The organism is Variovorax sp. CCNWLW225 (assembly GCF_037204045.1).
GTDB lineage: Bacteria > Pseudomonadota > Gammaproteobacteria > Burkholderiales > Burkholderiaceae_C > Variovorax.
Window position 1 is genome coordinate 103,791 of record NZ_JBBCBV010000010.1, and the last position, 14,830, is coordinate 118,620.

The 14,830-nt window shown below is 63.9% G+C and carries 11 protein-coding genes; 6 read left to right on the forward strand and 5 right to left on the reverse strand.

The genetic code is table 11. The features are described 5' to 3' along the window. The first annotated feature begins 59 nt into the window (after positions 1-59). The 3 genes from V9L20_RS17480 to V9L20_RS17490 all read left to right on the forward strand — a co-directional run bounded on the left by V9L20_RS17480 (position 60) and on the right by V9L20_RS17490 (position 2,499). Positions 60-1,001, forward strand: a complete 942-nt coding sequence (locus V9L20_RS17480; RefSeq protein WP_337297562.1) for a CysB family HTH-type transcriptional regulator — start codon at positions 60-62, stop codon at positions 999-1,001. A 31-nt stretch (positions 1,002-1,032) separates the two neighbouring features. Next, positions 1,033-2,208 (forward strand): pyridoxal phosphate-dependent aminotransferase, encoded by a 1,176-nt coding sequence (locus V9L20_RS17485; protein ID WP_337297563.1) that lies wholly within the window; start codon positions 1,033-1,035, stop codon positions 2,206-2,208. Between the two features lie 132 nt (positions 2,209-2,340). After that, positions 2,341-2,499: a DUF3309 family protein gene (locus tag V9L20_RS17490; protein ID WP_157614004.1), complete on the forward strand. Its 159-nt coding sequence runs from the start codon at positions 2,341-2,343 to the stop codon at positions 2,497-2,499. A 66-nt stretch (positions 2,500-2,565) separates the two neighbouring features. Here the strand turns inward: V9L20_RS17490 and hrpA are convergent, their stop codons facing one another. Then, complete coding sequence (gene hrpA, locus V9L20_RS17495; protein ID WP_337297564.1) at positions 2,566-6,435, reverse strand: ATP-dependent RNA helicase HrpA; 3,870 nt, start codon at positions 6,433-6,435, stop codon at positions 2,566-2,568. Between the two features lie 398 nt (positions 6,436-6,833). Between hrpA and V9L20_RS17500 the strand changes: the two genes are divergently transcribed. From V9L20_RS17500 to V9L20_RS17510, 3 genes are read left to right on the forward strand one after another with little or no spacing between them, the layout of a single operon-like run. Next, a complete protein-coding gene (locus V9L20_RS17500) occupies positions 6,834-8,828 on the forward strand; it encodes an AAA family ATPase (protein ID WP_337297565.1) in 1,995 nt (664 codons plus the stop codon). Between the two features lie 40 nt (positions 8,829-8,868). After that, positions 8,869-10,215, forward strand: coding sequence for an amino-acid N-acetyltransferase (gene argA / locus V9L20_RS17505; RefSeq protein ID WP_281150970.1), 1,347 nt, complete (start codon positions 8,869-8,871; stop codon positions 10,213-10,215). Between the two features lie 23 nt (positions 10,216-10,238). Beyond that, complete coding sequence (locus tag V9L20_RS17510) at positions 10,239-10,886, forward strand: LysE family translocator (RefSeq protein ID WP_337297566.1); 648 nt, start codon at positions 10,239-10,241, stop codon at positions 10,884-10,886. A gap of 27 nt (positions 10,887-10,913) precedes the next feature. On the opposite strand, the gene V9L20_RS17515 is transcribed toward V9L20_RS17510, so the two are convergent. From V9L20_RS17515 to V9L20_RS17525, 4 genes are read right to left on the reverse strand one after another with little or no spacing between them, the layout of a single operon-like run. Next, positions 10,914-12,542 carry an XVIPCD domain-containing protein gene (locus V9L20_RS17515; protein ID WP_337297567.1) on the reverse strand — a complete coding sequence of 543 codons (1,629 nt, stop codon included), beginning with the start codon at positions 12,540-12,542 and terminating at the stop codon, positions 10,914-10,916. Next, complete coding sequence (locus V9L20_RS17520; RefSeq protein WP_337297568.1) at positions 12,539-13,177, reverse strand: hypothetical protein; 639 nt, start codon at positions 13,175-13,177, stop codon at positions 12,539-12,541. The genes V9L20_RS17515 and V9L20_RS17520 overlap by 4 nt, the downstream gene beginning before the upstream one ends. Before the next feature lie 6 nt (positions 13,178-13,183). Further along, entirely contained in the window at positions 13,184-13,696 is a 513-nt protein-coding gene (locus V9L20_RS27330; protein ID WP_443098596.1) for a DUF4189 domain-containing protein, read from the reverse strand. Between the two features lie 2 nt (positions 13,697-13,698). After that, a complete protein-coding gene (locus V9L20_RS17525; RefSeq protein WP_337297569.1) occupies positions 13,699-14,772 on the reverse strand; it encodes a type IV secretion system protein in 1,074 nt (357 codons plus the stop codon). Positions 14,773-14,830 lie beyond the last annotated feature (58 nt).

The following is a 14,830-nucleotide window of genomic DNA, read 5'->3' on the forward strand; positions in this document are numbered from 1 at the left end:
CCGGGCATTTCGATAGACTCCGAAGGCATAATGAATTCCGCAATAAGACGGAATTTGATATGAATCTGCACCAATTCAAGTTTGTTCAGGAAGCCGTGCGGCGGAACCTGAACCTCACGGAGGCGGCCAAGGCGCTCCATACTTCGCAGCCAGGGGTGTCTAAAGCCATCATCGAGCTCGAAGAAGAACTCGGCGTCGAGATCTTCGCCCGTCACGGCAAGCGCCTCAAGCGGGTCACCGAGCCGGGCCAGCACGTCATTGCCAGCATCGAGCTGATCATGCGGGAAGTGGGCAATCTCAAGCGCATCGGCGAGCAATTCAGCGCGCAAGACAGCGGCACCCTCTCCATTGCCACCACCCACACCCAGGCGCGCTACGTGCTGCCGGTGCCGGTGGCCAAGCTCCGCGAGGCTTACCCCAAGGTGAACGTGAGCCTGCACCAGGGCTCGCCCGACCAGGTGGCGCGCATGGTGATCGACGAAATTGCCGAGGTGGGCATTGCGACCGAATCGCTCGCGGACTACGCAGAGCTGGTGACCCTGCCCTGCTACGAATGGCAGCACGTGCTGGTGCTCCCCAAAGACCACCCGCTGGCGGCCAAGGAGCGCATCTCGCTCGAAGACCTGGCGCACGAGCCCATCATTACCTATCACCCGTCGTTCACCGGCCGCACGCGCATCGACCACGCCTTTGCGCAGAAAAAGCTCACGCCGCGCATCGCGCTCGAGGCCATCGATTCCGACGTGATCAAGACCTATGTACGGCTTGGCCTGGGCGTGGGCATCGTGGCCGAGATGGCGGTGCGCGACGAGTCGAACGCCGACCTCGTGGTGCGCCCCATGGGCCATGTGTTCGGCCAGAACATTGCACGCGTGGCGTTCAAGCGCAGTGCCTACCTTCGCAACTTCGTCTTCAAGTTTGCCGAGTTGCTGTCCGACCGGCTCGACCGCAACCTGATTGCCAAGGCCCTGAGCGGGCATCAGCAAGACTACGATCTTTGATATTCAGCAGCCCCAGCTTCCGACCACGACCATGAGCACTGTTCTTTCCGCCCCACGCACGCCGGAGATCACCACCAAGCTGCCCGCCGTCGGCACCACCATCTTCACCGTGATGTCCGCGCTGGCAACCGAGAAGAACGCGGTGAACCTCGGCCAGGGCTTCCCCGACTTCAACTGCGATCCAAAGCTGCTCGAAGACGTGACGGCCGCCATGGCCGCGGGCCACAACCAATATCCGCCGATGCCCGGCATTCCCGCACTGCGCGAAGCCATTGCCGGCAAGATTGCCGCGCTCTACGGCCACAGCTACAACGCTGCCACCGAAATCACGGTGACCGCGGGCGCCACGCAGGCGATCATCACGGCCATTCTTGCCGTGGTGCGCGCGGGCGACGAGGTCATCGTGCTGGAGCCTTGCTACGACAGCTACGTGCCCAACATCGAGCTTGCAGGCGGCAGCGTGGTGCGCGTGCCCCTCACCCCGGGCACGTTCCGGCCCGACTTCGACAAGATTGCCGCCGCGCTCTCGCCGCGCACGCGCGCCATCATCGTCAACACGCCGCACAACCCGAGCGCCACCATCTGGACCGCGGTCGAAATGCGCAAGCTCGAAGAGCTGCTCGCGCCGACCGACGTGTTCGTGATTGCCGACGAGGTGTACGAGCACATGATCTACGACGGTGCGCAGCACGAAAGCGTGGCCCGCTTCCCGGGCCTTGCGGCGCGCAGCTTCATCGTGAGCAGCTTCGGCAAGACCTATCACGTCACCGGCTGGAAGGTCGGCTACGTGGCGGCGCCGGCGCCGCTCATGGCGGAATTCCGCAAGGTGCACCAGTTCAACGTGTTCACGGTGAACACACCCATGCAGCATGCGCTCGCGCAGTACATGGCCGACCCGAAGCCCTACCTCGAGCTTCCGGCCTTCTACCAGCACAAGCGCGACCTTTTTGCCGCAGGGCTCGCCGAAAAGACCCGCTTCAAGCTGCTGCGTAGCGAAGGCAGCTACTTCCAGTGCGTCGACATCTCGGCAGTCAGCGATCTCTCCGAAGCCGACTTCTGCCTGTGGCTCACCAGCGAGATCGGGGTGGCGGCCATTCCGCTGTCGGCCTTCTACGGCAACGGCTTCGACCAGCGAGTGGTCCGTTTCTGCTTCGCCAAGAAGGACGAGACGCTGATCTCCGCGCTGGACCGTCTCGCCCGCCTTTGAGTGCTGAGGCGGCTTCAAGGCCGACGCCAACGGTAGGACAGTCCTGACCGCCGAAGGAGCGGCTTTCCGTCGTGTTTTGCGCTCCGGGACAACGAGCATCGATCTCGTAACAACAACGTCCAGGAGAAAAGCATGTCCCTCTCGTTCATTCTGCTGATCATTCTGATCTTGCTGCTGATCGGTGCGCTGCCGAGCTGGGGCTACAGCCGCAGCTGGGGCTACGGGCCAAGCGGTGGCCTGGGCCTCGTCCTGGTGATCGTGATCATCCTGGTGCTCATGGGACGCATATAGCGCTCACTGAAATTTCTCGCACCTGAAGAAGCCCGCGCAAGCGGGCTTCTTTTTTGCGGCCTGCGATCAGGCCTGCAGCTGGGCCCAGGCTTTGTCCAGCCGCTTGATGCTGACTGGCTGTGGCGTGCGCAGTTCCTGCGCGAAGAAGCTCACGCGAAGCTCTTCGAGCAGCCAGCGGAATTCGAGCATGCGATCGTCCACCACGCCCTTGCGCTCCGCCACCAGGCGCCAGTAGCGCTGCTCCTGCGGGCGCAGTTCGGCCAGCTTGGCGGCGTCGCGCGCCGGGTCGGCACGCAGCTTGTCGAGCCGCAGCACGATCGCCTTGAGGTAGCGCGCGAAATGCTGCAACTGCGACCACGGCGCATCGGCAATGAACCGCTTGCCCACCAGGCGCTGCAACTGCTGGGCGGCGTCCTGCACGGCTTCGGGCTGGATCTTGGTGTCCTTGATCTTGCGCGCGGCAGCTGCGTATTCGACCAGGATGGTCGATGCAAGCCGCGCCACCTCGTTCGCAATCAGCGTGAGCCGGCCCCGGCCCTCTTCGAGCCGGCGCTTGAATGCAAACTCGTCGGTGGGCAGCGGCTCCTGCAGAAACGCGCGGTCGATCGCCACGTCGATGATCTGCGTGCGCAACTCTTCCGATGTGCCGAGCGGCATGTAGGCCACCGCCATCTTCTGCAGATCGGGGATGTTCTTCTCGAGGTACTTGAGCGCGTCTTTCAGCTGCAGCGCAAACAGCCTGCGCAGGCCGGCGCGGTGCTTTGCGGCGGCCACGGCGGGTTCGTCGAACACTTCGATGGTGACGGCGTCACCCTCGTCGCGCAGCGCCGGAAATCCGATGAGCGACTGCGATCCGCGGCGCACTTCCATCAGTTCCGGCAGCTCGCCGAAACTCCAGCTCGTGTAGCGCTGGCCGGCGGGCAAGCTCGGCGCGGCCTGTGCCGGCGCGGCGGCGTTGCCCTTGGCTTGCGCGCGCCCATCGGCACCATCCGCCGGTTTTCGCTCCGCGGATGCCTTGACGTTGAGCCCCGCCAACGCCTGAAAGGCACCGCGCGCCTGCGCGCCCAGTTCGGCCTTGAGCGCCCCCAGGTTGCGCCCCATGCCAAGCTGGCGCCCGTGCTCGTCCACGATGCGCAGGTTCATGAACAGGTGCGGCGGCAGCATGTCGAGCTTGAAGTCGGCGCGCTTCACGTCGATGCTCGTGGCATCGCGCACGCGCTTGAGCAGCACGTCGGTCAGGGAGCCGTGGCCGAACACCTCGGGCGCCGAGAGTTCTTCCGCCAGCTTTGCCGCCGAATCGGGCAGTGGCACCAACCTGGAGCGCGGGCGCTGCGGCAGGCTCTTGAGCAGCGCCTGGATCTTGTCCTTGAGCATGCCGGTAACCAGCCATTCGCAGCGCTCTTCGCTCACCTGGTTGAGCACAAAAAGCGGCACGCTCACCGTGAGACCGTCCTTCGCGTCGCCCGGCTCGTGCAGGTAGCTCGCGGCGCAATCGACACCGCCGAGCCGCAGCGTGGGCGGAAACGACTGTGTGGTGATGCCTGCCGCCTGGTGGCGCATCAGCTCTTCGCGCGTCAGGTACAGCAGGCGCGGCTGCTCCTTCGAGGCATGGCGGTACCAGTTCTCGAAGCTGATGCCGCTCGCCACGTCGGCGGGCAACTGCGCGTCGTAGAAGGCGAAGATCAATTCTTCATCGACCAGCACGTCCTGCCGGCGCGCCTTGTGCTCCAGCCCTTCGACTTCGCGCACCAGCTTGCGATTGGCCGTGAGGAACGGAAACTTGCTTTCCCATTGCCCGCCGACCAGCGCTTCGCGAATGAAGATCTCGCGCGCCGCCACCGGATCGACCTTGGTGAAGTCGACCCGGCGCCCGCTGTAGACCACGAGCCCGTACAGCGTTGCACGTTCCAACGCCGAAACCTGCGCGCCCTTCTTCTCCCAATGCGGGTCGAGCAACTGCTTCTTCAGCAGATGGTCGGCCACCTGTTCGAGCCACTGCGGCTCGATGTTGGCAATGCCTCGGCCGAAGAGACGCGTGGTCTCGACCAGCTCGGCCGCGACGATCCAGCGGCCCGGCTTCTTCTTCAGGTGCGCGCCCGGATGGCGATAGAACTTGATGCCGCGCGCACCGAGATACGCCTCGTCGTCTTCCAGCTTCCAGCCCACGTTGCCGAGCAGGCCCGCCAGCATCGACAGGTGCAGAGGTTCGTAGCCCGCGGGCTCGGCGTTGATGCGCCACTTGTGCTCGGTCACGACCGTGAGCAGCTGCGAATGGATGTCGCGCCATTCGCGCACGCGGCGGATGTTGATGAAGTTCTGGCGCAGCAGCTGTTCGTATTGGCGGTTGCTCAGCTTGTGCGTATCGCCATGCCCACCGCGCGCATCGGAAATCCATTTCCACAGCCGCAGGTAGCCGCTGAACTCGCTCTTCTCGTCGTCGAATTTCGAATGCGCCTGGTCGGCCTGCTGCTGCGCATCCATCGGCCGGTCGCGCACGTCCTGCACACTGAGGGCCGACGCGATGACCAGCACTTCTTCGAGCGCGCCACGCGTGCGCGCCTCCAGGATCATCCGTCCGACGCGCGGATCGAGCGGCAGCTTGGCCAGCTCGGCGCCCGTAGCCGTGAGTTCGTTGGCGTCGTCGACCGCGCCGAGCTCGTTCAGCAGCTGGTAGCCGTCGGCAATCGCGCGCGGCGAAGGCGCTTCGAGAAACGGAAAACGCGCCACGTCGCCCAGGCGCAGCGACTTCATGCGCAGGATCACGCCCGCGAGCGAGGAGCGCAGGATCTCGGGGTCGGTAAAACGCGGCCGGCCTTCGAAATCCTTCTCGTCGTAAAGCCGGATGCAGATGCCGTTGGCCACGCGCCCGCAGCGGCCCGCGCGCTGGTTGGCCGCGGCCTGGCTGATCGGCTCGACCAGCAGCTGCTCGACCTTGCTGCGGAAGCTGTAGCGCTTGACGCGCGCCGTACCGGTGTCGATCACGTAGCGGATGCCCGGCACGGTGAGCGAGGTTTCGGCCACGTTGGTGGCGAGCACAATGCGCCGGCCCGTGTGGCCGTCGAAGATACGGTCCTGCTCGGGGCCCGACAGCCGTGCGAACAGCGGCAGCACCTCGGCGTTGCGCAGCAGCGGCTGGTGGCTCAGGTGGCGGCGCAGGTGGTCAGCGGCCTCGCGGATCTCGCGCTCGCCGGGCAGAAAAACGAGGATGTCGCCCGCGTTGTGCGGATCGCGCCAGAGCTCGTCGACGCCATCGGCAATGGCGTCGTTCAGGTCATGCTCGCGCGACTCCTCGAACGGCCGATAGCGCTGCTCGACTGGGAAAGTACGGCCCGACACGTAAATGATCGGCGCAGGTCCCTTGCCCGACGCAAAGTGCTGCGCAAAGCGGTCGGCATCGATGGTGGCCGAGGTCACGATCACCTTCAGGTCGGGCCGGCGCGGAAGAATCTCGCGCAGGTAGCCCAGCAGGAAGTCGATGTTCAGTGAGCGCTCGTGCGCCTCGTCGATGATCAGCGTGTCGTAGGCCTTGAGCAGCGGATCGGTCTGCGTTTCCGCCAGCAAGATGCCGTCGGTCATGAGCTTGACCGAGGCATCGCGGCTCAGTCGGTCCTGAAAGCGCACCTTGAAGCCGACCACGTCGCCCAGCGGCGTCTTCAGTTCTTCGGCAATGCGCTTGGCCACCGAGCTTGCCGCAATGCGGCGCGGCTGCGTGTGGCCGATGAGCCGGCCCTTGCCCGGCGGCGCATGGAGCTTGCCGCGGCCGAGCGCCAGCGCAATCTTCGGCAACTGCGTGGTCTTGCCGGAGCCCGTTTCGCCGCAGACGATCACCACCTGGTTCGCCTCGATGGCGGCCATGATTTCATCGCGCCGGCCCGAGACGGGAAGCGATTCGGGAAAGTCGATGCGCAAGGGAGCGGAAGGTGTCGTGGTCGTCAAGGGAAAGCTATTCGGGGAAGGCGCGGCAGGCAAACCGTCGATTATCGGCGCGCGCCGCCACTGTTGCACGGCTCCCACAATGCGCGGCTGCCACGCAACAGGCGGAGTAAATAGTCTTTACTCCCGCGCAACCCGCCGCTACGATTGCGCCCATGACCTCCTTCCTCGTACCCCCCACTTTGCGCGGCCGCCGCGCAAGCCATGCCCCGGTGCATGGCGGGGTCGAGCTGCCGCGTCCGGCCTGAAGAAGAAGCCCGCGCGTCCGTTGCACCGGACGCCCTGCTCGCTTCCACGGCCGAAGCGCAGCAACCGACCCTCACACAGCATCTGCATTGCCGCCTTCTCGCCCGCGAGGGAGCGGCGGCTTCTTCATTTCCGTTTTTATTTTCAAGAATTCCATGTCCAACGACATTCATCCAGACCTGCATGCGGCGCTCTCCGAGCGGACGCGCCATCTGCAGGCAGTTGCCCAGGCGCTCAAGACCGAGCTCTTCGGCATCGACGACATCATCGACCGCGTGATCGATTCACTGCGGGCGTGGTACGTATTTCCGCAACTCATCAGCCGCCCGGTCATCGTGTGCCTGTGGGGCCTCACGGGCACCGGCAAGACGCAGCTGGTGCGCAGGCTCGCGCAGCACCTGGGCTTTTACGACCGCTTCATCGAAGTGCAGATGGACGGCTTCAGCCATGGCTCGGGCTACAGCAGCCGGGGTTCGATTTCGGCCATGCTGGCCGAATCGGGCATCGACGAAGGCACGCCGGGCATCCTGGTGCTCGACGAGTTCCAGCGCTTTCGCACACTCGAGAGCAACGGCCACGACGCCAAGGTCGAGCGCTACCAGGACGTGTGGGCGCTGCTCTCCGACGGCCGGCTGCCGCCGGCATTGTCGATGCTCGGTGAAATCGAGGCATCGCTCGCCCAAGCCGAATACGAGCAGGACCGCGACGGCCCCGCCGACAAGAAGAAGGCAAAGAAGCGAAAGCTCCACCTCGCCCCCTGGGAAGCGCAGGAGATCAAGCGCTGCCTCAAGCTGCCCGAAACGCTGCTGCAAATCATGGCGTGGAAGCCTTCCGAGGTGCATGCGCGGCTGCGCGCTTTCCGCGATACGCAGCAAAGCTGGGAAACCGACTACAGCAAGCTGCTGGTGTTCGTCTCGGGCAACCTCGACGAGATGTATGCCGAAACCGCGCGGCGTGTTGAAGACTGCGACACCGATGCCGACATCTTCCATGCGCTGACGAAGAAGCTCTCGCTGATCGACGTGAAGAAGGCGCTGGCCGAACGCTTCAAGCCCGAACAGGTTGCGCGGCTGGGCAACAACCACGTCATCTACCCGTCGTTCAGCCGGGCCACCTATGTGCAGCTGATTCTTTCGATCTGCGACCGCTACGTGGAAGAGATCCGCGAAAGCTCGGGTGTGCGCTTCATGCTCGAGTCGAGCGTGTACGAGCAGATCTACGCCAACGCCGTTTTCCCGGCACAGGGCACGCGCCCGCTGTTCTCCTCGATCCACGCGATCCTGAGCGCGACGCTGGTCAACGCGGCACTCTGGGCGCTGGAGCAAGGCGCGGGCGGTACAGAGCCGGTGTGGCTGTCGCTTGAAACGACGGGCGACAAGGCTTGCATCGTGGCTCGGTACCGGGAAGGCAAGCGCGAGGTGCGCCGCAGCTTTGCGGTCAGGCTCGAGCTCAATCGGCTCAAGCAACGCTCGAATGAAGATTTTCGGGCCCTGCTGGCCGTGCACGAGGCCGGCCACGGCGTGGCCTACGGCCTGCTCTTCCGACGCGCGCCGCAGGAGATCAAGATCAACGTCGCATCGTTCGAAGGCGGCTACAACAGCTACGAAGACCGCAAGGCATGGTCGCGGCAGAACCTGCGCGACCGCATTTGCGTGAGCCTGGCGGGCCGTGCGGCAGAGCAGCTGGTGTTCGGCGAACAAGCCTGTACTTCCGGCGCGTCGCAAGACTTCCGCCAAGCCACCGCCCACGCCGCGCAGTACGTGCGCCATTACGCCTTCGGCACACGGCTGAGCCGCACCGACGTGGCCAACGACGCCGATGACAACCTCAACACCGACCTGAGGGCCACCAACCCCGAGATCGAAGCGCTGCTCGCGCAGGAGCATGCACGCGCCCTGGCATTGCTCGAGGCGCACACGCCCGCCTTCATGGCGGTGGTGGATGCGCTGGTGCGCGAGGGCTCAGTGGCGCCGCAGCAATTGGCCGAAATGCTCGACCTGCCAATCGATGCGGCCGATGCGACCGACGCCTACGCCGCGCTGCTGGCCACCTTCAAGGCGCGCAAGCTCCCCGGCTCGGAGCCTGCCGAGGCGCCGGGCGGCCCCGTTGCGGGGTCCAGTGCCGCCCGGCTGCTGCGCGCGTTGGCCTGAGCCGCGCGAACCTTCGTTCAAGAATGCACAATCACGCTCCATGTCCACCGTTTTCAACTTCACCTTCGTGCCCTGGTTCCGCTCGGTCGCGCCTTACATCCACACGCACCGCGGTAAGACTTTCGTGGTCGCCCTGGCGGGTGAGGCCATTGCGGCGGGCAAGCTGCAGAACATTGCGCAAGACCTGGCGCTGATCCAGAGCATGGGCGTCAAGATCGTGCTGGTGCACGGCTTCCGCCCGCAGGTCAACGAACAGCTCGCCGCCAAGGGGCACGAGGCGCGCTATTCGCACGGCATCCGCATTACCGACGAGGTGGCGCTCGATTCCGCCCAGGAAGCCGCCGGCCAGCTGCGCTACGAGATCGAGGCCGCATTCAGCCAAGGCCTGCCGAACACGCCGATGGCCGGCTCGACCGTCCGCGTGATCTCGGGCAACTTCATTACCGCGCGCCCCATCGGCGTGGTCGACGGTGTGGACTTCAAGCATTCGGGCCTGGTGCGCAAGGTGGATGCGGTCGGCATTCGCCGCACGCTCGATTTCGGCGCCATGGTGCTGATGTCGCCCTTCGGCTTCTCGCCCACGGGCGAGGCCTTCAACCTGACGATGGAAGAAGTTGCCACCAGTGTGGCCATTTCGATCCAGGCGGACAAGCTGATCTTCCTGACAGAAATTCCGGGCATCCGCATCGACAGCGAACTGCCCGAAAGCGAAGACAACCCCATCGACACCGAACTGCCGCTTGCCGCAGCCGAGAAGCTGCTGGCCTCGCTGCCGCCGCCGCAGCGGCCCACCGACACCGCCTTCTACCTGCAGCACTGCGTGAAGGCCTGCAAGGCCGGCGTGGAGCGCAACCACATCCTGCCGTTTGCACTCGACGGCTCGCTGCTGCTTGAAATCTACGTGCACGACGGCGTCGGCACCATGGTCATCGACGAAAAGCTCGAAAGCCTGCGCGAAGCCACGGTGGACGACATCGGCGGCATCCTCCAGCTGATCGAGCCCTTCGAGCGCGACGGCACGCTGGTGAAGCGCGACCGCACCGAAATCGAGCGCGACGTGGGCCACTACACCGTCATCGAGCACGACGGCGTTATCTTCGGCTGCGCGGCGCTCTACCCCTACCCCGAGGCTCGCACGGCCGAGATGGCAGCGCTGACAGTGTCGCCCCAGTCGCAATCGCAGGGCGACGGCGAGCGCATCCTCAAGCGCATCGAGCATCGCGCCAAGGCCATGGGCCTGGAAAGCATCTTCGTGCTCACCACGCGCACCATGCACTGGTTTTTGAAGCGCGGCTTCCAGCAGGTCAACCCCGACTGGCTGCCCGAAGCCCGCAAGCGCAAGTACAACTGGGACCGCAAGAGCCAGGTGCTCGTCAAGAAAATCTGAACCCATAAAGGAAGCCCGCCGCCATGACGCTCGCCACCGCCCTGCTGTTCTCCATTGTGGCGCTGGCCGCCATTGCCACGCCCGGCCCGACCGTGCTGCTGGCGCTGAGCAACGGCTCGAGACGCGGCGTCCGCGGCGCGCTGCCGGGCATCCTGGGCGCCATGCTGTCCGACTTCGTCCTGGTCGGCGCCGTGGCGCTGGGCCTGGGCGCCTTGCTGGCCGCCTCTGAGTTCTGGTTTTCCATGCTCAAGTGGGTGGGCGCTGTGTACCTCGCCTGGCTGGGCGTTCGCATGCTGCGCTCCAAAGGCGGCAGCTTCGACGCGCCGCGGGCCAATGCAGGCGAGCCGGCGGTGGGCATGCCCAAGGAAGGTCGCAAGGTTTTCCTCAAGTCCTTCCTGGTGGCAGTCACCAACCCCAAGGGCTACCTGTTCTGCTCGGCGTTGATGCCGCAGTTCATCGACCCGGCGGCCGCGCAAGGCATGCAGTACGCCATCATCGCCGTGCTGTTCGCCTCGCTCGATGCAGCCGTCATGCTGGTCTATGCCTTCGTCGGTGCGCGGGCGATGCGCCTGCTGACAGCCGCCGCGGCCCGCTGGATCGATCGCACCTGCGGCGCGATGCTACTGGCGCTGGCCGGGTCGCTCGCGTTCTACCGGCGCAGCGGCTCCTGAGCAGGCCGGAGCGGTCGGCGAGCATCCTCAAGACAGAACCGGGGCAGCCTGCGTCTGGACAGGCTGATTCGCCTGCTGCAAACGCTGGTTCTGTTGCTGATTTTGCGCATCGACGAAGGCTTGCGAACTCTGCGCCAAGGGCGTGTTCAGCGCCACCATCGTGTCCACATCAATCACCTTGGAATGCGCCGAGCCAAGCTTACCTTGCACCGCAATGAGCTTGCTGCCGTCCTCATTCAGCACCACGTGGTCGATCTGTCTGAAGCCGGATTGACAAGCTCCTGCAGCCAAGGTGCCAGCGGCATTGCAGGTGCGGTGATCAGAGGGAATGCCGCGCTCGGCATTGATTTTTTCTAAGCCGGCAAGCGACTGCTTATAGAACCCATTGCCAGGATGCTCTGGCTGGTTCAAGAGCGGGGCTGCCTCTGTCTGGCTGTGGAGCCACGGACGGGTGAGCTTACCAATGGCACGGGAGGCGTCATCGCGGATCTTTTGGCCGCTCTCCTGAAGTGCTTGCCCTGCCCGCTGGGCACCCGTGATCACCGAGTCGCGCGTTGCATCGTAGGCTCGCTCGGCCGCGTTGCTGGCCGCCTGTGCGCCTGAAGCGACGGCCTTGCCAGTCGCTTTGGCTGCGTGGACGACCGCGGTGCTCGTGGCGTCGTAGGCCTGTCCCGTGGCATCGCCGACAGCCTGTGCGCGGTATCCGACCGCCTGTGCACCCGACAACATAGCTTGCGTTGCTTTCTCCGCCGCCACCGTGCTGGCCGCATCCGCCGCCTGCACACCCAACCGCAGGCCACTCGCGGTCGGGATCGGCGGCAGGCTATGGTCCGCCACCGTGCGCAAGTCGATCCGCCCTTTCATCACATCATGGCGATACTGCGCGATGGGGCCGGCATAGGCACGCGCGCGCGCCTCGTTGGCCGCGTTCATAACCGACTCGCCCAGTGCTTCGTTGCCTGGCAGGAAATTCGTGATCGAGTGCGCTGCGACGTCCGCCGCCAACAGCGGATTGCCCGGCAGCTGCGAACCCCCGATATAGCGGCCATGGCGGAGGCTTTCGATGTCCTGCTGCGCGGCATAAATCTTTACCTGTCCCAAGTGCGGGGCCCCGGCGCCGACCACGTCGGTGGCACGCACATGGTTGACGATATTCGGATGCTGAGCATGCACGTCGACGCCATAGCGCTTTAAGTCGGCCAAATCCTTTGGGCCGTACGCGTTGAAGGTTTCGGCATGCAAGCTGTACTTGGCCGCCGTGATCTCGGCCAGCGTGCCACCCAGGGAGTGGCCGGTGATGGAGACAGCAATGGGCTTGGCAAAATTGGGCTGCGTTTCACGCGCTCTTGCCATGGCCCTTTCCGTAAATGCCACAGCACCGTCGAGTTGGCTGTTGCGTCCGTTGAAGACCATGCCTGCGTCGGCCTTGATATCCTTGGCGTCCGGTTCAGTGCCCCGGTGGGCAATGACTACTTCGCCGGTGTCCATGCGCTGGTAGGCCGTGCCCTGATAACCCGTTTTGGGGTCATTAGTAACGTCGAGAATCTTGTAGTCGATGCCTCCGATGGAGACCGTCTTGTTGGAATTCTTCTCTTGGGAGCGATCGTTGTACGAATCGTTGGACAGGCGAGCGTATTCGTTGGCGTCGATGCTCATTGGAAGTCCTCCTTGGCGCTCAGGGTGGTGGAGAAGAACTTTTCAGGTTGTTGGGCAATCCATTCGGAATACGCCACTCCACCAACATGCAACCCGGGCGTCGTGCGCAACTCGTCCGGAACAGGAACTTGGGACGCTTCGATTTTTTCCCCGTAGATCTTCTTGGCGAAGAATTCAGTCTTTGACTGCTCTGTCGCGATCTGGTCGCCCGAAATAAACGGATTGAAGGTCACGTCGCCTGCCTTCATCACGCCCGAGAAGCCGACCATCTTCCAGCGACACATTCCCAATCCGTAATAGTCGCCGTCCTGCACCCAATCCAGATAGACCGTGCCCTTGTAAGTTTGACTGTCGCCGACGCGCCTTAACTCGATGTCGGGGTCACTGGACAGACGCTGGTGGTGTCCGCTGATGGCATCTGCTGGCACGCACTCCTGTTCGTTCTGCACCTCGTATTGCATGAACCCCGTGACTGATTCAAACGACCCGGGGGCATCATGAACGGTCAGCGTCAATTCATAACGCATCTTGGGATGCGGGTTAAGTTTGATATCCGGGTTTTTCATGGACTGTCCGCAAGCGGGGAGCGTGAGGGTGAAAAGAATAAGGAGCGTAGTGGCAACGAGGCGTTTCATGGCCGTTTACCGAATTCGCGCTGGCAGGCTGCAGGCGGAGTAGTAAACGTGGCAGTTGGTACGTCCAGCACTGCGACATGTCTTCATGCCCATCTCAACAGCTTCGGCCGCTGTGGGCGCGTTCGGTACGTTGTACCCGCCATCGCCAACGACGACCACAACGCACTGGTTGTCATATGCAATGTCAATCTTGCAATTCACCCCACCCTTCGATTGGCAATCCTGCATGGCCACCCGTGACGCTTCTCGTTTGCTTTGCTTGTCGGTGGCTACGCCCAAGGCGCCTTGAGGCCCGTCCGTCGCAATTGCTCCCCACCGGCGCTCCCACTGCTGGGCCGGCGGCTGCGGCGCCTGCTGATTTCCATAGCCTGGAATGGGGTTGCAACCGTTCACCCCGCTGGTGCTACCGGGGTTGTTTGGATACATCCCAGGAGGGCAACTCCCTTCGGCATGGCCCACCCCAGTTCCCAGCAGCCACAAGGCAATCACGAGCAAACTACGCAAGAGATGTTTTGACATGGTTAGCTCCTTTTCACGGCGTCGATCGGAGAGGGAGAGGGGACGCCTGCAGTGCGGGCACCGCCAAGAGGGCCGCGGCCCGTCTCATCAGGAGGCGCCGTTTGCGTCGTCTGGGTCGTTTGCTGCTGATACGACCCGGGCGCCTGCCCCGAAGGCCCTTGCGTACCCGGTTGCGATGCACCACCCATTTGCGAGAACGGCTGGAACTGCCCCAACGTCCCCCCGAAGAAACTACCCGCCATCGCCGGCGCGGTGACCAGCAGCACCGTCATCAAGAGGCCAATACCCCCTTGCTGCATCGCCTGATTGGTCAGCCCAGCACCGCCTTGCTGGTCGAGCAAAGCCATGATCGCATTGCCGGCCCATAGCGCCGCGGCCACCCGCAGTGTCAGATCCAATACGAGCGAAACCATAAAACTGAGCACCGCCAACGAGAACAAGGTGCCTAGTCCGTAGTTCAGCCAGCGCCAGAACATCGACTCGGTGACCTTGAAGATCAGGCAGATGATGAAAATCGGCCCTAACCCGATGAACAAGGCCAGCGCCACCTTATAGGTCAGCAGCAAAGCCGCCGCCGTAATCGGTGGGCCGGCCACGCCCAGCATGGCGATCAGGGAGGCGCGGCCCGCAGCCGCCACGTTGTCGGCGCTATTGCTGGCGTTGAGCCCCTGTGCTCCCTCGATGGCGCCCATCGCCACCGCCGTATAGGCCAGGTTCTTATCGATCACCTTTGCCGGCGAGTCATCGCTCCCCGTGACCAGGCCATTGATGCCCGAGGCCAGGGTGTCGGTAAAGAAGGTCTGGATGCTGGAGCCCCCCAAAGCCATCGTGGAGGCGGCGATCAGGATGAGGGTCGTGCGGCTCGCATTGACCACCAAGCCCATCATCGGCTCGCGCGATTGGCCCGTCAGAATGCGAAAGCCCTGCACCATGATCCAGGCTGTGAACAGCACAAGAACAACGGCGGCAACCGCGGACATGGCGCTGTGCATGAAGTGGCTGCTGAAATCATCGATCTTCTTGGTGACCCAAGCGTAGATCAACACAAAAAAGGCCAAGCTCATGTCCATGGTCATAGTTCTTATTCCCTGTAAATCGGCTGCAACCGCGCTGGGTCGCGAAATGTGTGTTCGG